Origin of the sequence: Streptomyces sp. NPDC002602, assembly GCF_042889445.1 — a bacterium.
In the GTDB taxonomy this organism is placed as follows: Bacteria; Actinomycetota; Actinomycetes; order Streptomycetales; family Streptomycetaceae; genus Streptomyces.
Window position 1 is genome coordinate 287,310 of record NZ_JBIAQX010000002.1, and the last position, 17,968, is coordinate 305,277.

The following is a 17,968-nucleotide window of genomic DNA, read 5'->3' on the forward strand; positions in this document are numbered from 1 at the left end:
GGCGCGTCCGTCGCGTCACCGGGCCCCGCTCGGCGCCGTAAACTTCGCGGGTGAACGCCGCCTCCGCCCCCGCACCCACCACCGCCGAAACCCTCAGGTCCGCGCTGGGCGGGCTCCTCGAAGGGCTCCCCCCGAAGCAGGCCTCCGCCGCCGTGGAGCGGCTCATCGCCAACTACCGGGGCAGCACCCCGACCGACGCGCCCGTACTGCGCGACCGCTCCGACGTGGCGGCGTACGCGGCGTACCGGATGCCGGCCACCTTCGAGGCGGTCCGGTCCGCGCTGGACGGGCTGGCCGAGGCGGCCCCGGAGTGGGTCCCGGCCTCGCACGTCGACGTGGGCGGCGGCACCGGGGCCGCGACCTGGGCCGTGGACGCCACCTGGGACGGGCCGCGCGAGACCACCGTGCTGGACTGGGCGGAACCCGCGCTGGTCCTGGGCCGGGAACTGGCCGCCGCCTCCGCCTCCCCGGTGCTCCGCGCGGCCGAGTGGCGGCGGGCCGTCATCGGGTCCGGGATCGCCCTGCCCGACGCGGACCTGGTGACCGTGTCGTACGTCCTGGGCGAGTTGACGCCGGAGGCCCGCCGGGCCGTCGTCGCGGAGGCCGGGCGCGCCGGTCGGGCGGTGGTGCTGATCGAGCCGGGCACCCCGGACGGGTACCTGCGCCTGCGCGAGGCCCGCGAGCAACTGATCGAGGCCGGCCTGACGGTGGCCGCGCCCTGCCCGCACGACGGCACCTGCCCGATCGAGGTCGGGAAGGACTGGTGCCACTTCTCGACCCGGGTCAGCCGGTCCTCCCTGCACCGTCAGGTCAAGGGCGGCTCGCTGCCGTACGAGGACGAGAAGTTCGCCTACGTGGCCGCGACCCGCTTCCCGGTCGAGCCGGCCGCCTCCCGGATCACGCGGAGGCCGCAGATCCGGAAGGGGCTCGTCCTGCTGGACCTGTGCGGTCCGCAGGGGACGGGCGAGGGCGAGGGCCTGACCCGGGCCACCGTGACCAAGCGCCACGGTGACCTCTACAAGGCGGCGCGGGACGCCGACTGGGGACAGGAGTGGCCGCCGCCCGCCCGGTGACGTCCGCCCGGTGACGTCCGCCCCGGCCACATCCGCCCCGGCCATGGCCGCGCCGGTTACATCCGCAGCTCCTGGGTGCAGCACTTCACGCTGCCGCCGCCCTTGAGCAGTTCGCCCAGGTCCATCGGGACCGGCTCGAAGCCCCGGTCCCGCAGGGGTGCCAGCAGGCCCGTCGCGGCCTGCGGGAGCAGCACGTGCAGCCCGTCGGAGACGGAGTTCAGCCCGAAGGCCGCCGCGTCCCGGTCCTCCACGAGGAGGGCGTCCGGGAAGAGGCGCCGGAGCACGGCCCGGCTGCCCGGCGAGAAGGCCTGCGGGTAGTACATGACCTCGTCCCCGTCGAGTACGGACAGGGCCGTGTCGAGGTGGTAGTAGCGGGGGTCCACCAGGTCGAGGCCGATGACCGGGCGGCCGAAGAACTCCTGGGCCTCGTCGTGGGACAGCGGGCTGGAGCGGAAGCCCCGGCCGGCGAGGATGTAGGTGGCGGTGACGGCGAAGTCGCCCTCGCCCTCGTTGACGTGGGACGGCTCGCGGATGTCCGTGAAGCCGTGGGTGCGGAACCAGTCGAGGTGGAGTTCCGCCTCGGCGGTGCGTTCCGGGTAGGCGAACCGGGCTCCGAGGACCCGGCCGTCGACGACCAGGGCGCCGTTCGCGGCGAACACCATGTCGGGCAGGTCGGGGTCGGGCACGAGGGTCTCGACGGTGTGGCCGAGGGCGCGGTAGCGGTCCCTCAGGTCCTCCCACTGGGCCAGTGCGAGGGGCAGGTCCACCGGTTTCGTGGGGTCCATCCACGGGTTGATGGAGTACGTGACCTTGAAGTGCGCGGGCGGGCACATCAGGTATCGCCGGGGTGTGGCGTCTCTGCGCAATGAAGGCTCCTCACGGTGATGAGAAGTGAATCGTCTCTCCTCCGGGGCGACCGCGCAGTGAACTGACCGGGTCGTTCAGCTCAATGACCGAAACACAAGACGAAACGTCTCGCATTGATACGTTGGCCGGATGAACGACACCCCTGCCGCGCGGTCGCGAGACACCGAGGCCCGCACCCCCAAGGCCCCGGACACCGCCCGCCGCAGCGACCGCTCCCGGCGGGCCATCCTGGGCGCCGCCCTGGACCTGGTCGGGGAGGTCGGCTACAACCGGCTCACCATCGAGGCCATCGCCGCCCGCGCGGGGGTCGGCAAGCAGACCATCTACCGCTGGTGGCCGTCCAAGGCGGCGGTGCTGCTGGAGGCCTCCCTCGCGCTGGCCGGCGAGGCGGAGGAGGACGTCGAGTGGACCGGCTTCCCGGACACCGGGGACCTGGCCGCCGACCTGAAGTACGTCCTGCGGGCGACGGTGGACCAGTTCAACGACGAGAAGTACGAGGCGGCCGCGCGCGCACTGACCGCCGCCGGCGCCACCGACGCGGAGCTGGGCGCACGGATGACCGAGCAACTGCTGGAGCCCCAGTTCGCCCTGTACGAGGCGCGGTTGCGCACGGCACGGGCGGCGGGCCAACTGGCGCCGGACGCCGATCTGCGGCTGACCGTGGAACTGCTGGTGGGGCCGCTGACGCACCGCTGGCTGATGCGGACGGCGCCGCTCACGCACGCCTACGCGGACGCCCTCGTGGACGCGGTGCTGCGCGGCGTCGGCGGGGTGGGAAAAGTCACCGCCTGACACTCGGCCGACCGGGGCCGTACCGGGGGCCGAGAACATATGGCCGGTTTCTGTGGTTATGTGGGCCACCCGAGTTCGGGGGTGCGGTCACCCGGGGCCCGGGATGGTGGGACCATGGGAGGGTCCGCCGGGGGCAACGGTGAGGTGAGGGGATTGATGGGGTCTGAGTCCGGCCGCGTCCAACGCGGCGAGCAGAGCAGGATTTCCCAGTGGCTGCGCCGCCGGCCGAAACCCACTCCGGAGGACCCCGGCGAGGAACGCGAAGCCCTGCTGTTGGCCGTCGCCGCCGCGGGCCTCCCGATCGCCCCGGCCGCCCATCCCGCCGGCTACCGGTGTTCGTGCGACCGCATCGGCTGTCCCACGCCCGCGCGGCACCCCGTCTCCTTCGCCTGGCAGACCCAGTCGACCACCGACCGCGCGCAGATCGAACGGTGGGCGCGCAACCAGCCCCAGGCCAACTTCATCACCGCGACCGGCATGGTCCACGACGTCCTGGACGTACCGCTGGAGGCCGGCCGCGACGCGCTGACCCGCCTGCTGGCCGCCGGCGTCGAGGTGGGCCCGGTCGCCGAGTCCGGCGGTACGGGCGAACAGGCACGGATGCTCTTCTTCACCGCCACCCGGGGCACCCCGGAGGACGAGGACGAGTGGTGGCCGTGCGAACTGGACTGCCACCCCGAGACCATGGACGAGCACCCGGGCCTGCGCTGGCACTGCCGGGGCAGCTATGTCCTGGTCCCGCCGGCCACCCTCCCCGGTGATCTATCGGTCGGCTGGCTGCGCGGCATGGAGCACCCGCTCCCGGACCCGCTGACGCTGCTGGAGACCCTCACGGACGCCTGCGCCCTCTACGCGGGCTCCGCCGCCCGGACCCCGGAGGCCGTGGCCTGGCCCCTGGGCCGCTGAGCCCCTGGGCCGCTGAAGCCCCTCGGCCCCGCCCGCCCCGGAGCCGGAGCCCTCGACGGACCGCCGGCCCCTCAGTGGACCTGCGTCACGACCACGTCGAGGGACCACGCCTTCGCCGGCTTCGCGGGAGCCTCGGCCTCCACCGCGTAGCCGAGGTCCCGCAGGGCCGTCACCAGCTCCGCCGGCGATCCCGGGGCCGCCCCGGCGAGCAGCAGGTCCCGGACCAGCCGCCCCTTCGTGGCCTTGTTGAAGTGGCTCACCACCGACCGCTTCTCCACGCCGTCCACCCTCTGCGAGTGCAGCACCCGCACGGTGGCGGTCCGGCCCGCGACCTCGCCCTTGGGCTTCCACGCGGAGGCGTATGCGGAGGACCGCAGGTCCAGCACCAGCCCCTCCCCGGCGGCCTCCGGCAGCACCGACGCCATCGGCTCCCGCCAGTACGCGCCCAGCGCCCCCAGCCCCGGCAGCTTGACGCCCATGGAGCACCGGTACGAAGGGATGCGGTCGGTGACCCGTACCGCGCCCCACAGCCCGGAGAAGACCAGCAGCGACCGCTCGGCGGACGCGACGGCCGGCTCGGGCAGGGTGGCCAGGCCGAGCGCGTCGTACAGGACCCCGGTGTAGATCTCGCCGGCCGGTCGCGCGACGGCCGTCCGCAGCTCGGCGTTCTTCGCGACCTCGCCCCGCAGCCCCTCGCTGAGGCCCAGGACCTCGCGCGCCTTGAACTCGTCGCCGACGCACAGCTCGACCAGTTCCTCCAGGACCGCCGACCGCGCCCCGGCCAGCCCCGGCAGCGACAGCGTCTCCGGCTTCAGCGGTGCGCCGGAGCCGCCGGCGGCCTTTCCCTCGGAGGGCGGCAGCAGCACGAGCACGGTGGTTCTCCTTCGGTACGACACGGCGCAGGGGGTGCGGCCCCCGAGCCAGGGTAGACGGCTCGACGCGACGGCGAGGCCGCCCGGCCATAGGCTCGGTCCATGCCACGCCGTCACCTGCACATGACCGGCGCAGACGGGGCTGCCCTGCGGGCCGCACTGCGTGACCTGCGGACGAAGCTCGACGTGCCGCGCGAGTTCCCCGCCGAGGTGCTCGCCGAGGCGGAGCGGGTCGCGCGGGACCCGCGCCTTCCCGCGTACGACGCCACCGACCTCCCCCTCTTCACCCTCGACCCGCCGACCTCCCTCGACCTCGACCAGGCCATGCACCTGGCGAGGCGGCCCGCCGGCGGCTACCGCGTGCACTACGCCATCGCGGACGTCGCCGCCTTCGTCACGCCCGGCGGCGCCCTCGACACCGAGGCCCACCACCGGGTCACCACCCTGTACTTCCCCGACGGGAAGGTCCCCCTGCACCCGGCGGTGCTCTCGGAGGGCGCGGCGAGCCTGCTGCCCGACCAGGACGCCCCCGCGCTGCTGTGGCGGTTCGACCTGGACGCCGACGGCCGCGTCGAGACCACCGAGGTGCGCCGCGCCCTGGTGCGCAGCCGCGCCAGGCTCGACTACGCCGGCGTACAGCGGGCGATCGACTCCGGTACGGCCGAGGAGACCGTGGCCCTGCTCAAGGACATCGGCGTGCGCCGCGAGGCCCTGGAGACCGAACGCGGCGGGATCTCCCTCGACGTGCCCGACCAGGAGATCGTCGAACACGACGGCGCGTACACCCCGGCCTACCGGATCCCGCTGCCGGCGGACGGCTGGAACGCCCAGATGTCGCTGATGACCGGCATGGCCGCCGCCGAACTGATGCTCGCCGCGGGCGCCGGCATCCTGCGCACCCTCCCGAACGCCCCCGACGGCGCGGTCGGCCGGCTGCACCGGGTGGCGAAGGCCCTGCGGATCGAGTGGCCCCACCACGTCCCGTACGCCGAACTCGTGCGCTCCCTCGACCCGCGGCTCCCGAACCACGCGGCGTTCCTCCAGGAGTGCACGACGCTGCTCCGCGGCGCCGGGTACACCGTCTTCACCGACGGGCGGACCCCGGACCCGCTGCTGCACGCGGCGGTGGCCGCCCCGTACACGCACTGCACCGCTCCCCTGCGCCGGCTCGTCGACCGGTACACCGGCGAGCTGTGCGTCGCGGCGGCGGCCGGGGTCGAACCTCCCGCGTGGGCGGTCGACGCGCTGGCCGGGCTCCCCCGCGAGATGGAGGCGGGCAACCGGCTGGCCAACACCGTGGAACGGGAGTCCGTGAACCTGGTCGAGGCCGCCCTGCTGACGGGCCACGTCGGCGACACCTTCGACGCGGTGGTCATCGACGTCAAGGAGCGGGAGCCGTCGGTGGGAACGGTCCACCTGCGGGACCCCGCGGTGGTCGGCCGCGTCGAGTCCCCGGCCGGCGCGTTGCCGCTCGGCGAACGGATCCGGGTCCGGCTCACGGAAGCCGATCTGGGCGCCGCGCGGATCCTGTTCGCCCCGGCCTGATCCCGTCCGCCCCTCGTCGGCCATGGCCACCGGCCCCGGCTCCTGTCATCATCTGCGCACGGCGCCGCAGGACCGGGGCCGTGCGATGCCTCGGGGGAGGGACAGCGGATGGGTGCCGTCGACCTTCCCGCGCGCCCACCGGCACACCGCCCTCCCCCGATCCGGCCCCTGACCCGGCCACCGGCTCCCCCACTGCGTCCCCACATCGTCAACTACACCGGCTTCCGCACCGGGTTCGCGGTCCCCAGGCGCCGGCTGGAGCTGCCCACCGGCCTGGTCACGCTCGTCTTCACCTTCACCGAGGGTCTGTGGGTGGCCCGCACCGGCGCGGGCGCCGACATCGAGGGAGCCGACGGCGGGGGCACCGTCCTCACGGGCGTCGGCCTCGACACGGCCCGGCAGATGCCCGCCTCCCACGCCCTGATCAGCGGCCCCCGCAGCGGTCCGGCGATAGGGGTGCACGCGGGCCGGGTCCACGGGCTGGAGGTGAACATGAGCCCGCTGGGCGCCTACCGGCTGTTCGGCATCCCGATGGTGCACTTCGAGGAGGCCCGGGTGGACCTGGCGGAGGTCCTGGGCCCCGACGGGCGGCACCTGGCGGACCGGCTCGCGTCGTTGGGCGGCTGGCGGGAGCGGTTCGACCTGCTCGACTCGGTGTTCGTCGCCCGTCTGGAGCGGGGGCCCGCCGTCGCGCCCGAGGTGCGCGGGGCGCTGGCCCGGCTGTGGGCCGACAGCGGGACCTCCCTGGCCCGGGCGACGGCCGGATCCGGCTGGAGCGCCCGTACGCTGCGCGCCCGGTTCCGTGAGCAGGTCGGGCTGTCGCCGAAGGCCGTCGCCCGGGTGTTCCGCCTCCAGCACGCACTGCGCCGGCTCGCGGCCGGGGAGCCGCCCGCCCGGGTCGCGGCGGCCTGCGGCTACCACGACCAGGCCCACTTGAGCCGCGAGGTGAAGGCGATGACCGGGCTGCCGCCGTCCCGTTTCGCGCTGCTGCGCGGGGGGCTGCCCCCGGGTTCGGCGCTGGACCGGACACCGGGCCGGATCACGAGCGTGCTGCTGTGAATCGGCCGCGCGTGCCGTTTTTGACAAGACAGGGGCCGCTCGGGTTTGCCACGCTCGGCGCGGGACCCCGCACCGCGTCGGCTCGTCACGGGGGTGTGAGCCGGCGCAGTGCGGTGACCAGCGCGCGCGGCTCGTCGGCGTGGAAGCGAATCGTGCGGGCCCGCCCGGGCCCGCCGAGGGGGACGATCCGCGGGTCGTCGACGGGTGCGTCGACCAGCTCGTCGAGCCGCTCGTACAGGCCGAGGACGGCCGGGTCGGCGGCCAGTGTCCCGAGCACGGCGTAGACCTCGTCGCCGATGGCGCCCGTGCCGTCGAGCAGTGTGAGGTGTTCGCGGTCCAGGGTGGCGCTGGGCGAGTCCGTTGCCGGCGCCTTGGCGAGCAGGGCGGCGAGCGCCGGCGACAGCGGTTCGACCTCCCCGGGCGGGGCGGCGAGGAGCAGGGCGAGCCGCTGCCGGCGGGCGGCCAGTTCGGCCTGCTGCCGGGCCAGGTCCGCGTCCAGTTCCGCCGGCACCTCGGCCAGTTCGCGGCCCGCGTCGTCGGCGAGGACGTCGCGGACCTCGTCGAGGCTCAGCCCCGGTGCTGTGGCCGGAAAGGGTTGCCGGGTCGCGGTGTCCGGTGCGGTGCATCGCAAGGCGGAGGACCGCCTCGTGTACTGGACGTACTCGGGCGGTCCGACAACGCGGCGAGGTGCCGTGCCGGGCGCCGCGACACGGTGAACCTTTCCGGTCACAGCACCGGCTCGGTGAGCCGGCGTACGCGGGCCAACGCGATCGCGTCGCGCACGGTGTAGGCCCGGTATCCGTTGGGGCGCCGCTCCGGTTCCGGGAGCAGCCCGACATGGTGGTAGTGCCGGATCGCCCGGGTGGTGAGCCCGACGAGCGCGGCGATCTCTCCGATCCGCATGGGACCAGTGAAAACCCTGCTGTCACGTCAAGGTCAAGCGGCCGCGGGGGTGCCGGTAGCATGGTCGTCACGCAGAACGACACAAGCGGGCGGCCGCGTCGGGATCCTCGGATCCCGCCGAGGAACGTCCGGGCTCCACAGGGCAGGGTGGTGGCTAACGGCCACCCGGGGTGACCCGCGGGACAGTGCCACAGAAAACAGACCGCCGGGGACCTCGGTCCTCGGTAAGGGTGAAACGGTGGTGTAAGAGACCACCAGCGCCTGAGGTGACTCAGGCGGCTAGGTAAACCCCACCCGGAGCAAGGTCAAGAGGAGTCGTCTCCGGACGGCTCTGCGCGGACGATCGAGGGCTGCCCGCCCGAGTCCGCGGGTAGACCGCACGAGGCCGGCGGCAACGTCGGCCCTAGATGGATGGCCGTCTCCCCGGCGACCGCGAGGTCACCGGGCGACAGAACCCGGCGTACAGCTTGTGTCGTTCTGCGCCACCGCCCTGACCAGGGGTTTCCTCCGGTCAGGGCGGTTTTGTGCGTCCGGGCGTCCCCGCGTGGGGCGCGCGATGGTGTCAGCGCAGGTGGCCGGTGTCGTTCAGCAGCCGCACCGAGGCGTTGCCGTCGGCGTAGTAGGCCACGGCCGAGAGGGAGGCCGCGGACAGCTCCATCTTGAACAGGGACTCGGGCGGGGCGCCCAGGGCGAGGCGCACCAGCGTCTTGACCGGGGTCACGTGCGTGACGACCAGCACCGTCCGGCCCGCGTGCGCGGACACCAACCGGTCGCGCGCGGCCGAGACCCGGCGGGTGACGGTCGCGAAGCTCTCGCCGCCGCCCGTGGGGGCGGCCTTCGGGGAGTCCAGCCATGCCTGGAGGTCGTCGGGGAAGCGTGCGCGCACCTCGGCGAAGGTCAGGCCCTCCCACGCGCCGAAGTCCGTCTCGCGCAGGCCCTCTTCGATCGCGACCGGCAGGCCGAGCCGGTCGGCGACCGCCTGGGCGGTCTCCCGGCAGCGTCGCAGCGGGGAGCTGACGACGGCCTGTACGGTGCCCCGCGCGGCCAGCGCCTCGGCGACCGCGGCGGCCTGGCGACGGCCGGCCGGGGAGAGTTCCGGGTCGGTGCCGCCGCTGCCGGAGAAGCGCTTCTGCGGGGTCAGGGCCGTCTCGCCGTGCCGCAGCAGTACGAGGGTCGCGGGCGCGCCGAGGTCGGGACCCCAGCCGGTGCCCGCCGCGGGCGCGCCGGCGGGTGCCTCCTCGGCGGCGGGCTCACCGAAGGCGGCGGGCTCACCGGAGGCGGTGGGCTCCGCGAACAGGGTGTCGGCGGTCGGGGCCGCGGAGGCGGCGAGCGCCGCCCGGACGGCGGCGGCGCCTGCCGCCGCGTCCCCGGGCGGCCCGGAGGCCGGCGGGGCCGCCAGGGCGCGCGCGGCGCTCCGGTCGAAGACGGCCGTGGAGCCCGACGGCTCCCACTGCCTGCCGCGCTTGCCGGCGTCCATGGCCTCGTTGGCGAGCCGGTCCGCGTGCTTGTTCTTCTCGCGCGGGATCCACTCGTACGTCACCTGCGAGCGGGGCAGGATCTTCGCCGCCTCCGCCGCGAGCGGCTTCATGTCCGGGTGCTTGATCTTCCAGCGCCCCGACATCTGCTCGACGACGAGCTTGGAGTCCATGCGGACGAGGACCACCGCGTCCGGCGCCAGTTCGTGCGCGGCGCGCAGTCCGGCGATCAGGCCCTTGTACTCCGCCACGTTGTTCGTCGCGACGCCGATGTACTCGGCGCGCTCGGCGAGGGTCTCCCCCGTCGCCGGGTCGAGGACGACCGCGCCGTAGCCGGCGGGCCCCGGGTTGCCCCGGGAGCCGCCGTCCGCTTCCACGACAAACCGCGGCATCAGATGCCCGAGTCGGCCGTACGGACGAGGATGCGGCCGCAGTTGTCGTGGCGGACGACCTGGTCGCGGGCCGCGGCCTTGATCTCGTTGACCTCGGCCATGTCGAGCTCCAGGCGGCAGCCCTCGCAGCGGCGCTGGTAGAGGCGCGCGGCGCCGACGCCGCCCTGCTTGACGCGGATCTTCTCGTACAGCGCCATCAGGGCCCCCGGCATGGAGCCGACGATGACCTCGCGGTCCTTGTCGATGCCGGCGACCTCGGCGTCGATCTCGCCGGTGGCGGCGTCACGGCGCGCGGTGGCGTCCGCGAGCTTGACCTCCAGCGAGGCGACCCGCTCGGTCAGTTCGGTGACGCGCTCCTGTGCGCCCTCCAGACGCTCCATGACCTCCAGGACCACGTCCTCCAGGTCGCCCTGGCGCTTGGCGAGCAGGACGACCTCGCGCTGGAGGTTCTCCAGGTCGCGGGCCGAGACGCCGACGCCCGAGTCGAGCCGCTGCTGGTCGCGGGCCGCGCGCTGACGGACCTGGTCGACGTCCTGCTCCGCCTTGGTCTGCTCGCGGGCGGCGTCCTTGGCCTGGGTCTGGGCGGCGACGAGCAGGTCGCGCTGCTGGGTGAGGTCCTTGGTCAGGGAGTCGACCTCGGCGTGCTCGGGGAGCGACTTGCGCTTGTGGGCGAGCTGAGACAGCCGGACGTCCAGGGCCTGGACGTCGAGAAGTCGGATCTGGTCGGCGGGCTCGGCGTTCAGTTGGGGGCTCCAGGGTTAGAAGGGGAGGTCACGGACGGCGCGTGCGCCGTCCACGGGTCGGTGACCGTGCGCGAGACGTGGGTCCGCAGACCCCAGCCGTGGCGCTCGGAGATCGCGTCGAGCTGCGCGGCGGCCTGCTCGCACCAGGGCCACTCGGTGGCCCAGTGGGCGGCGTCGACGAGGGCGAGCGGGCTCTGCCCGCGGGCCTCGGACACCGGGTGGTGGCGCAGGTCCGAGGTGAGGAAGACGTCCACGCCGGCGGCGCGGACCTGCTCGAAGAGGCTGTCGCCGGAGCCGCCGCTGACGGCGACGGTGCGGATCGGCGTGTCCGGGTCGCCGGCCACGCGGATGCCCTGTGCGGTCTGGGGCAGCCAGGCGGCGGCGCGGGCGGCGAACTCGCGGAGGGTCTCGGGGTGGTCCAGTTCGCAGATCCGGCCGAGGCCGCGGCGGCCCTCGGGGTCGGTGGGGTCCGGGACCAGGGGGCCGGTGATGCGCAGGTCGAGGGCGCCGGCCAGGGCGTCGGAGACCCCGGGGTCGGCGGTGTCGGCGTTGGTGTGCGCGACGTGCAGGGCGATGTCGTTCTTGATCAGCGTGTGCACGACGCGGCCCTTGAAGGTGCCCGCCTCGACGGTGGTGGTGCCCCGCAGGTAGAGGGGGTGGTGGGTGACGACCAGGTCGGCGCCCAGCTTCACGGCCTCGTCGATGATCTCCTGGACGGGGTCGACGGCGAACAGGACGCGGGAGATCTCGGCGTCGGGGTCGCCGCAGACGGTTCCGACCGCGTCCCACTGCTCGGCCCGCGAGGGGGGCCAGAGAGCGTCCAGCGCGGCGATGACTTCAGAGAGACGGGGCACGGGCCAAGGCTACCGTCCGCCCGGACCGGCCCCGTGCTCGACGTCGGGCCGTCCCCGCGGGCGGTCGCCGGGTGTCCCGGGGCGCCTTCGGGAACTCCCGGGGGGTGACGCGGGACCCGCCCTCCTCATCCCAAACCCCCCGAAATGGCACAGCACACTGCCGGCTCCCGTCAGGGAGGAACGAGCATCGGGCCACCCGTACGTGTGAAGCGCGGTTGCTGGTGTTGTTCGGCGTGAGGCGCGAAAACTAGCTTCCTCACCGGAGGTGACGGCCCGGATGACTGTCTGTGCCATCGAAATGACGACGACGGCCCCGTTCACGATCGCCGCGGACGGGTCGTACGCGACCCGCCTGGCCGGGGACGGCGAGGCCCGCTACCCCGAGCGTTGGACCCTCTCCGGACCGGAGCCGTACGCGGTCCCGCTGCCGCTCTCGCAGCCGGAGGAGGCGGACACCGAGGTGTCGCCGCTCGCCGACGGGCGGGTGCTGATCCACCGTCGCGTCGCGGAGCGGCACGCGTTCGCGCTGCTGTACCCGACGGGGCCCGTCGGGGCGGCGGGCGGCGCCGCCGGGGGGCCCCGGACCGGGGAGCGCCCGCTGGGCGCCGTACAGCCCGCGACCGAGGACGTACGGGTGAGCCTGCTGCCGCCGTGTCCGGACGGCGGCGCCGCCTTCGCCCTGGAGGTGGGGGCGGACGGGACCACCGTCTGGCAGGTGGCCGGGAGCGCGTTCGGCCCGGAGCGCGTGGCCCGGGTGCCCGGCCGCTGTTCGGGCGGCGTCTGGCTGGACCGGACGGGCCGCCTGCTGGCGCTGGACCGTGAACTCGACGGCCGTACCAAGACCGTGGCCGTGGACCTGTGCCGGGGCGGGGACGTCACCCCGCTCCTGCAGATCTCGGAGGACAGCGACGACCGGTTGCTGTCGGCGGCCCCGGACAGCGGCCTGCTGCTGATCCGCTCGGACGCGCCGGGCGAGCCCCGGCTCGGCTGGGGGGTCCTGGGCAGTTCCCGCCCGGTCCGCTTCCCGGAGTGCCTGCGGCCGGCGGACGCGGTGCCGTTCGCGGTGCAGCCGGGGCAGGCACTGATGCCGGAGACCTGTGGGGTGGCGCTGCGGGTGCCCGAGGGGATCGTGTTGTGGCGGCCCGCCGACCGGCACGTCTTCCGCCTGGCGGCCCCGGTGGGCTGGCTCGGCGGCGGTCTGTGGAACGCGGAGGGCCGGTTGCGCCTTCCGTACGCGACGTCGGAGGTCCCGTGCGGCGTGGCCACCCTGCGCCGGCCGATCGCCCCGCCGCCCCCGGTGCGGGTGGCCCCGGCGGAGGTGGCCCCGGTCGAGGCGGAGCCGGTCGACGCCGAGCCGGTGGGCGTGACGCCGGTCGACGTGACGCCGGTGCACGTGGACCCCGCCCCGCCGGCGGTGCCCCGCCCGGTCCCGCTCCAACAGGCACCGCTGAGCTGAGGCCCGTACGTCGGGCGTCGACGGGGCTCGGCGGCAGGACGGGCGTCCACTACCGGGAGCCCGCCGACCCGCGTGCCCCGCCGGGCCCGGCGCCCGGGTGTGACCCGGGCGGGACCGGGGCCCGGGCGGGACCGGGGCCCGGGCGGGACCCGAGCCTGCGGGCTCCGGTCCCCGCTCGGGTCAGTCGTGCTTGAGGCCGAGCACCTCCGTGGCCGCGAAGGTCTCGTTCGCGGGGCGGGCGTCGTAGTGCGGGGTGAGGACCTCGTCGAGTTCCTCGTAGGAGAAGGCCTCCTTGGTGGTGTCGAACTTCGCGGCCACCCTGGGGCGTTCCATCACGACGACGATCCCGCCGTGCACCACGAACAGTTGCCCGTTGGCCTTCGCCGAGGCCGGCGAGGCCAGGTAGCCGACCAGCGGGGAGACGTGCTCGGGGGCGAGGGCGTCGAGCTTTCCGTCCTCCGGGACCTGGAAGCCGGCGAAGACGTCCTCGGTCATGCGGGTGCGGGCGCGCGGGCAGATCGCGTTGGCCGTGACCCCGTACTTGGCGAGGGCTAGGGCCGTCGAGGTGGTGAGGCCCACGATGCCGCCCTTGGCCGCCGCGTAGTTCGGCTGACCCGCCGAGCCGCCGAGGAAGGCCTCGGAGGAGGTGTTGACGATCCGGCCGTAGACCGGGCCGCCGGCCGCCTTGGAGCGTTCCCGCCAGTGCACCGAGGCGAAGTGCGTGGTGTTGAAGTGGCCCTTGAGGTGGACCCGGATCACCGAGTCCCATTCGGCCTCCGACATCGAGAAGACCATCCGGTCCCGCAGGATGCCCGCGTTGTTGACGAGGACGTCGAGCTTGCCGAAGCTGCCGACGGCCAGGTCGACCAGGTCCCGGGCCTGCTCGAAGTCGGCGACGTCGCCGAGGTGGGCGACGGCCGCTCCGCCCGCCGCGCGGATCTCCGCGGCCACCTCCTCCGCCGGGGCGGCCGAGGCCTCCCCGGAGCCGTCGCGGCCGGGTTGGCCGAAGTCGTTGACGACCACGCTCGCGCCGAGCCGGGCGAGTTCGATCGCCTCCGCCCGGCCCAGGCCCCGGCCCGCCCCCGTGACGATCGCGGAGAGTCCCTCAAGTGGCAGTGACATCCGTACGGTTCCTCTCTCAGAGTTCGATGCAGGTGCGCAGGGCGACGCCGGTGCGCATCTGGTCGAGGGCGTCGTTGATCTCGCCGAGCCGCACCCGGTGGGTGATCAGGCCCGCGAGGTCCACCCGACCGGCCCGCCACAGGGCGATGGTGCGCTCGTACGAACGCAGGACGTCTCCGCCGCCGTACATCGACGGCAGGATCTTCTTCTCGTCGAAGAACAGCGAGAACATGTTGATCGAGTAGTTGTCGTCGAGGGCACCCGCGCCGACCACGACGACGGAGCCGCCGCGCCGGGTCATCTCGTAGGCGGTCTGCGTGGTCGCGGACTTGCCGACGACCTCGAAGACGTAGTCGAAGCCCTCGCCCGCGGTGATCCGGTTCTTGGCGTCGCCGAAGGCCTCCGGGGAGACGGCCTCGGTCGCCCCGAAGCGCAGCGCCGCCTCGCGCCGTGAGGCGACCGGGTCGACGGCGACGATCTGGGCGGCGCCCTGCACCTTCGCACCTTGGATGACGGAGATGCCGACGCCTCCGCAGCCGATGACGGCGACCGAGGAGCCGGCCTCGACCTTGGCCGTGTTGATGGCGGCGCCGAGTCCGGTGGTGACGCCGCAGCCGATCAGGGCGGCGATGTCGAAGGGGACGTCGTCGGGGATCGGTACGGCGCACCCGGCGGGGACGACCATCTCCTCGGCGAAGGTGCCGGTGCCGGCGAAGCCGAAGATGTCGTCGCTCCCGCGCCGGAAGTTGGGGGTGGCGACGTTCCCGAACGCCTCCAGGCACAGGTGGCCCTGGCCCCGCTTGCAGGAGGGACAGTGCCCGCAGGGCGGCAGCCAGCAGACCAGGACCCGGTCGCCGATCTTGTGGTCGGCGACCCCGTCGCCGACGTCCGTGATCACGCCCGAGCCCTCGTGGCCGGGGATGAAGGGGGCCGGCTGCGGCAGCACGCCGCTCATCGCGGAGAGGTCGGAGTGGCACAGGCCGGTGGCCTTGATCCGGATCCTGACCTTGCCGGGGCCGAAGCCCACGGCTTCCATGTCGTCGACGACTTCGAGTTTGTCCTGACCGATCTGGCTCTGCAGTGCTGCGCGCACGGTGCGGCTCCTTGGGTCGTGTGGTTTGCGCGTGCTCGGCGCTTACGCGTGTTCGACGACGGTGTCGGCGAGGACCGGCGCGTCGTCCCGTTCGACGGCGGTCACCGACACCCGCACCCGGCCGGGCTCCTCCCACATCCGGATGCGCAGGGTCTCGCCGGGGAAGACGATCCCGGCGAAGCGGGTGCGATAGGCGCGGACCCGGGTGACGTCGCCGCCCAGCGCGGTGTCGACGACGGCCTTGAGGGTCATCCCGTACGAGCACAGGCCGTGCAGGATCGGCCGGTCGAAGCCGGCCGGTTTCGCGAACTCCGGGTCCGCGTGCAGCGGGTTCCAGTCGCCCGACAGCCGGTAGAGCAGGGCCTGCTCCTCGCGGATGTGTCGTTCGACGGTCCGGTCGGGCTCCCGGTCGGGTGCCTCCTCCTTGACGGAGGGTCCGCGTTCCCCGCCGAAGCCGCCTTCGCCTCGGACGAAGATCTGGGCGTCGCTGGTCCACAACGGGCCGTCGGCGTCGGCGACCTCGGAGCGCAGGACGATCACGGCCGCCTTGCCCTTGTCGTAGACGGCGGCGACGTGGGAGCCGGAAGTGGCCTGCCCCTTGACGGGGATCGGCCGGTGCAGCTCGATGGAGTGTCCGCCGTGCAGGACGGCGGCGAGGTTCACGTCGATCCCGGGGGCGGCGAGGCCGCCGAGCATCGCCATGCCGGCGCCGGCGACGGTCGCGAAGCTGGGGAGGACGTGGAGTTTGGATTCGAGGGTGTAGCGCAGCTCGTCGGGGTCGGTGGCCGGGCGGCCGGCGCCGAGGCCGAGGTGGTAGAGCTGGATGTCCTTGTGGTCCCAGGCGATGTCCCCCCGGCGGGGGGCGGCGGCGAGGGCCTTCGCGGCATCGATCGGCATTGAGGACGCTGCTCCTTGTGTGTCGTTCGTGCTTCCACCGAGTGGAAGACCTCGGTGCGGCCGTCCGCACCGTCGGTCGCACCGAGGCCGTATGCGGGACCGACTCCGCGACTCGTTCTAGAACGCGTTCTAGGGTCGGTGAAGGAATGTATAACGCACGCCCCAGCACTTGGGAAGACTCCTGACTTCACGTCAGATCCGCTTCGACGGGCCGGAAGTCCTGCCCCGTCGGGACGGAAGTCCTGCCCCGTCGGCGCGGGGGGCCTACTCTGACAGGGTGGACGAAATGCCCGTTGCCTCCCGACCCGCCCGATCCCTGCGGGTGCTGCTGGACCCGCCGAACCCGGCCCTGGCGCTGCGGCTCGGCCTGGAACCGGACATCGACGTGGTGGCCTCGACGATGAGCCGCCCCGCGGTGGCCCTGGTCGAGGAACTGGACGCGGTGTCGACCCTGCTGGCCGAAGACCCGGAGTGCGCCGTCCTGCTGATGACGGGGTCGGCGCATCCGGGGCTGCGCGACGCCGCCCTGGCCGCGGGGGCCGCGGGGCTGATCCTGCGGGACGGCCCGATCGACGACCTGGCGGAGTCCGTCCGCCGCGCGTCGCGGGGGGAGACGGTCGTCGACCCGGCCCTGGCGGGCCCGTAGACCCTCGAGAGCTCGCGGGTCTCCGCCCGCCCGTGCACCGACCCGCCCGGGGCTACTTCGACGGCGGGGTGTCGCGGCGCAGCAGGGTCACCACCGCCGCGCCGCCCAGCCCGATGTTGTGGGCGAGGCCGACGCGGGCTCCGGCGACCTGCCGGGGTCCCGCCTCGCCGCGCAGTTGCCACACCAGTTCCGCGGCCTGGGCGAGGCCCGTCGCCCCGAGCGGGTGCCCCTTGGAGATCAGGCCGCCGGACGGGTTGACCACCCACCGGCCGCCGTGGGTGGTGGCCCCGCTCTCCACGAGCTTGCCCGAGGCGCCTTCCGCGCACATGCCGAGCGCCTCGTAGGTCAGCAGTTCGTTGATCGAGAAGCAGTCGTGCAGTTCGATGACGTCCACGTCCTCGATGCCGAGTCCCGAGGTCTCGAAGGCGGCCCGGCCGGCCGCCTCCGACATCGGCTTGCCGACGACGTCGATGCAGGATCCCGAGGCGAAGGATTCGGCGGTGTCCGTGGTCATCGACTGGCCGACGATCTCCACCGCCTTGTCGTGGAGGCCGTGGGCGACGACGAAGCGTTCCGACACCACCAGGGCGGCCGCGGCCCCGTCGGAGGTCGGCGAGCACTGGAGTTTCGTCAGCGGTTCGTGGATGGTCTTGGCCGCGAGGATCTCCTCGATCGTGTACACGTCCTGGAACTGGGCGTGGGGGTTGTTCGCCGAGTGCCGGTGGTTCTTCTCGCCGACCGCCGCGAGTTGCGCGGCCGTGGTGCCGTACCGCTCCATGTGTTCGCGGGCCGCGTTCCCGAAGATCTGCGCGGTGGGCGGGGACATCTCGAAGCCGTGTCCGGCGGCCATGATCCCGTAGTGCCGGGCGACGGGCGAGGTCTTGAAGTCGCCGCCGTCGGCTCCGCCGCCGAGCGCGCCCCGCTTCATCTTCTCGAAGCCGAGCGCGAGCACGCAGTCGTTGATGCCGCCCTCGACGAACTGCCGGGCCATCATGAGTGCGGTGGCGCCCGTGGCGCAGTTGTTGTTGACGTTGTAGACGGGGACCCCACTCAGCCCCAGTTCGTACGCGGCGCGCTGGCCGGCGGTGGAGGCCTGGAAGCAGTAGCCGACCGGCACCTGTTCCACCAGGTCGTATCCGATGCCGGCGTCGGCCAGTGCCGCGGTTCCGGCCTCGCGCACCATGTCCCAGTACTGCCAGTCCCTCGACTCCGGCTTCTCGAACTTCGTCATGCCGACGCCCACGATGTACGACTTCATGTGCCCTACCGCCCC

15 protein-coding genes, 1 other RNA gene and 3 pseudogenes are annotated in these 17,968 nt (G+C 73.7%); 8 read left to right on the forward strand and 11 right to left on the reverse strand.

Going from position 1 to position 17,968, the window contains the following annotated elements; translation table 11 throughout:
- Window positions 1-50: 50 nt before the first annotated feature.
- Window positions 51-1,073, forward strand: coding sequence for a small ribosomal subunit Rsm22 family protein (locus ACFYW3_RS06610; protein WP_389385723.1), 1,023 nt, complete (start codon window positions 51-53; stop codon window positions 1,071-1,073).
- Window positions 1,074-1,129: 56 nt separating this feature from the next.
- Here the strand turns inward: ACFYW3_RS06610 and ddaH are convergent.
- Window positions 1,130-1,948, reverse strand: a pseudogene (ddaH, locus tag ACFYW3_RS06615) (dimethylargininase); the annotation flags it as partial.
- 121 nt (window positions 1,949-2,069) lie between these two features.
- Between ddaH and ACFYW3_RS06620 the strand changes: the two are divergent.
- Together ACFYW3_RS06620 and ACFYW3_RS06625 are read left to right on the forward strand one after the other, a co-directional pair.
- The gene (locus ACFYW3_RS06620; RefSeq protein WP_351751487.1) at window positions 2,070-2,732 is read left to right on the forward strand and encodes a TetR/AcrR family transcriptional regulator; all 663 of its coding nucleotides are present in this window, start codon (window positions 2,070-2,072) and stop codon (window positions 2,730-2,732) included.
- Between the two features lie 156 nt (window positions 2,733-2,888).
- Window positions 2,889-3,638: a bifunctional DNA primase/polymerase gene (locus ACFYW3_RS06625; RefSeq protein WP_351751489.1), complete on the forward strand. Its 750-nt coding sequence runs from the start codon at window positions 2,889-2,891 to the stop codon at window positions 3,636-3,638.
- A 71-nt stretch (window positions 3,639-3,709) separates the two neighbouring features.
- On the opposite strand, the gene yaaA is transcribed toward ACFYW3_RS06625, so the two are convergent.
- A complete protein-coding gene (gene yaaA / locus ACFYW3_RS06630; protein ID WP_389385724.1) occupies window positions 3,710-4,510 on the reverse strand; it encodes a peroxide stress protein YaaA in 801 nt (266 codons plus the stop codon).
- Between the two features lie 102 nt (window positions 4,511-4,612).
- On the opposite strand from yaaA, the gene ACFYW3_RS06635 reads away from it, so the two are divergent.
- Both ACFYW3_RS06635 and ACFYW3_RS06640 read left to right on the forward strand, forming a co-directional pair.
- Window positions 4,613-6,055, forward strand: coding sequence for an RNB domain-containing ribonuclease (locus ACFYW3_RS06635; protein ID WP_351751492.1), 1,443 nt, complete (start codon window positions 4,613-4,615; stop codon window positions 6,053-6,055).
- Window positions 6,056-6,163: 108 nt separating this feature from the next.
- Window positions 6,164-7,114, forward strand: a complete 951-nt coding sequence (locus ACFYW3_RS06640) for a helix-turn-helix domain-containing protein (protein ID WP_389385725.1) — start codon at window positions 6,164-6,166, stop codon at window positions 7,112-7,114.
- 85 nt (window positions 7,115-7,199) lie between these two features.
- Here the strand turns inward: ACFYW3_RS06640 and ACFYW3_RS06645 are convergent.
- Window positions 7,200-7,688, reverse strand: a pseudogene (locus ACFYW3_RS06645) (MerR family transcriptional regulator); the annotation flags it as partial.
- Between the two features lie 162 nt (window positions 7,689-7,850).
- Window positions 7,851-8,017, reverse strand: a pseudogene (locus tag ACFYW3_RS06650) (MerR family transcriptional regulator); the annotation flags it as partial.
- Between the two features lie 77 nt (window positions 8,018-8,094).
- Here ACFYW3_RS06650 and rnpB point away from each other — a divergent pair.
- Window positions 8,095-8,496, forward strand: an RNA gene (rnpB, locus tag ACFYW3_RS06655) — RNase P RNA component class A.
- Window positions 8,497-8,579: 83 nt separating this feature from the next.
- Here rnpB and ACFYW3_RS06660 read toward each other — a convergent pair.
- The 3 genes from ACFYW3_RS06660 to ACFYW3_RS06670 form a co-directional block, all read right to left on the reverse strand.
- Window positions 8,580-9,884, reverse strand: coding sequence for a bifunctional RNase H/acid phosphatase (locus ACFYW3_RS06660; RefSeq protein ID WP_389385726.1), 1,305 nt, complete (start codon window positions 9,882-9,884; stop codon window positions 8,580-8,582).
- A complete protein-coding gene (locus ACFYW3_RS06665; RefSeq protein WP_389385727.1) occupies window positions 9,884-10,264 on the reverse strand; it encodes a zinc ribbon domain-containing protein in 381 nt (126 codons plus the stop codon). The genes ACFYW3_RS06660 and ACFYW3_RS06665 overlap by 1 nt, the downstream gene beginning before the upstream one ends.
- A gap of 359 nt (window positions 10,265-10,623) precedes the next feature.
- Window positions 10,624-11,481, reverse strand: a complete 858-nt coding sequence (locus ACFYW3_RS06670) for a Nif3-like dinuclear metal center hexameric protein (RefSeq protein WP_053679100.1) — start codon at window positions 11,479-11,481, stop codon at window positions 10,624-10,626.
- Window positions 11,482-11,758: 277 nt separating this feature from the next.
- On the opposite strand from ACFYW3_RS06670, the gene ACFYW3_RS06675 reads away from it, so the two are divergent.
- Window positions 11,759-12,937 carry a hypothetical protein gene (locus ACFYW3_RS06675; protein ID WP_389385728.1) on the forward strand — a complete coding sequence of 393 codons (1,179 nt, stop codon included), beginning with the start codon at window positions 11,759-11,761 and terminating at the stop codon, window positions 12,935-12,937.
- 180 nt (window positions 12,938-13,117) lie between these two features.
- On the opposite strand, the gene ACFYW3_RS06680 is transcribed toward ACFYW3_RS06675, so the two are convergent.
- From ACFYW3_RS06680 to ACFYW3_RS06690, 3 genes are read right to left on the reverse strand one after another with little or no spacing between them, the layout of a single operon-like run.
- Entirely contained in the window at window positions 13,118-14,059 is a 942-nt protein-coding gene (locus ACFYW3_RS06680; protein ID WP_351751500.1) for a 3-oxoacyl-ACP reductase, read from the reverse strand.
- Between the two features lie 16 nt (window positions 14,060-14,075).
- Window positions 14,076-15,152, reverse strand: a complete 1,077-nt coding sequence (locus ACFYW3_RS06685; protein WP_389385729.1) for a Zn-dependent alcohol dehydrogenase — start codon at window positions 15,150-15,152, stop codon at window positions 14,076-14,078.
- A 42-nt stretch (window positions 15,153-15,194) separates the two neighbouring features.
- Window positions 15,195-16,049, reverse strand: a complete 855-nt coding sequence (locus ACFYW3_RS06690; RefSeq protein WP_351751503.1) for a MaoC/PaaZ C-terminal domain-containing protein — start codon at window positions 16,047-16,049, stop codon at window positions 15,195-15,197.
- Between the two features lie 286 nt (window positions 16,050-16,335).
- Here ACFYW3_RS06690 and ACFYW3_RS06695 point away from each other — a divergent pair, with 286 nt between their 5' ends.
- On the forward strand, window positions 16,336-16,695 hold the full coding sequence (locus tag ACFYW3_RS06695; RefSeq protein WP_351751505.1) for a DNA-binding response regulator: 360 nt from the start codon (window positions 16,336-16,338) through the stop codon (window positions 16,693-16,695).
- A gap of 52 nt (window positions 16,696-16,747) precedes the next feature.
- On the opposite strand, the gene ACFYW3_RS06700 is transcribed toward ACFYW3_RS06695, so the two are convergent.
- The gene (locus ACFYW3_RS06700; RefSeq protein WP_351751506.1) at window positions 16,748-17,953 is read right to left on the reverse strand and encodes a lipid-transfer protein; all 1,206 of its coding nucleotides are present in this window, start codon (window positions 17,951-17,953) and stop codon (window positions 16,748-16,750) included.
- Between the last annotated feature and the right edge of the window lie 15 nt (window positions 17,954-17,968).

Excerpts from the sequence above, each read along its gene's own strand:
- ACFYW3_RS06620 (WP_351751487.1), top strand. The coding sequence starts at position 2,070 with ATGAACGACACCCCTGCCGCGCGGTCGCGAGACACCGAGGCCCGCACC.
- ACFYW3_RS06625 (WP_351751489.1), top strand. The coding sequence starts at position 2,889 with ATGGGGTCTGAGTCCGGCCGCGTCCAACGCGGCGAGCAGAGCAGGATT.
- ACFYW3_RS06635 (WP_351751492.1), top strand. The coding sequence starts at position 4,613 with ATGCCACGCCGTCACCTGCACATGACCGGCGCAGACGGGGCTGCCCTG.
- ACFYW3_RS06640 (WP_389385725.1), top strand. The coding sequence starts at position 6,164 with ATGGGTGCCGTCGACCTTCCCGCGCGCCCACCGGCACACCGCCCTCCC.
- ACFYW3_RS06660 (WP_389385726.1), bottom strand. The coding sequence starts at position 9,884 with ATGCCGCGGTTTGTCGTGGAAGCGGACGGCGGCTCCCGGGGCAACCCG.
- ACFYW3_RS06665 (WP_389385727.1), bottom strand. The coding sequence starts at position 10,264 with ATGGAGCGTCTGGAGGGCGCACAGGAGCGCGTCACCGAACTGACCGAG.
- ACFYW3_RS06675 (WP_389385728.1), top strand. The coding sequence starts at position 11,759 with ATGACTGTCTGTGCCATCGAAATGACGACGACGGCCCCGTTCACGATC.
- ACFYW3_RS06680 (WP_351751500.1), bottom strand. The coding sequence starts at position 14,059 with ATGTCACTGCCACTTGAGGGACTCTCCGCGATCGTCACGGGGGCGGGC.
- ACFYW3_RS06690 (WP_351751503.1), bottom strand. The coding sequence starts at position 16,049 with ATGCCGATCGATGCCGCGAAGGCCCTCGCCGCCGCCCCCCGCCGGGGG.
- ACFYW3_RS06695 (WP_351751505.1), top strand. The coding sequence starts at position 16,336 with ATGCCCGTTGCCTCCCGACCCGCCCGATCCCTGCGGGTGCTGCTGGAC.
- ACFYW3_RS06700 (WP_351751506.1), bottom strand. The coding sequence starts at position 17,953 with ATGAAGTCGTACATCGTGGGCGTCGGCATGACGAAGTTCGAGAAGCCG.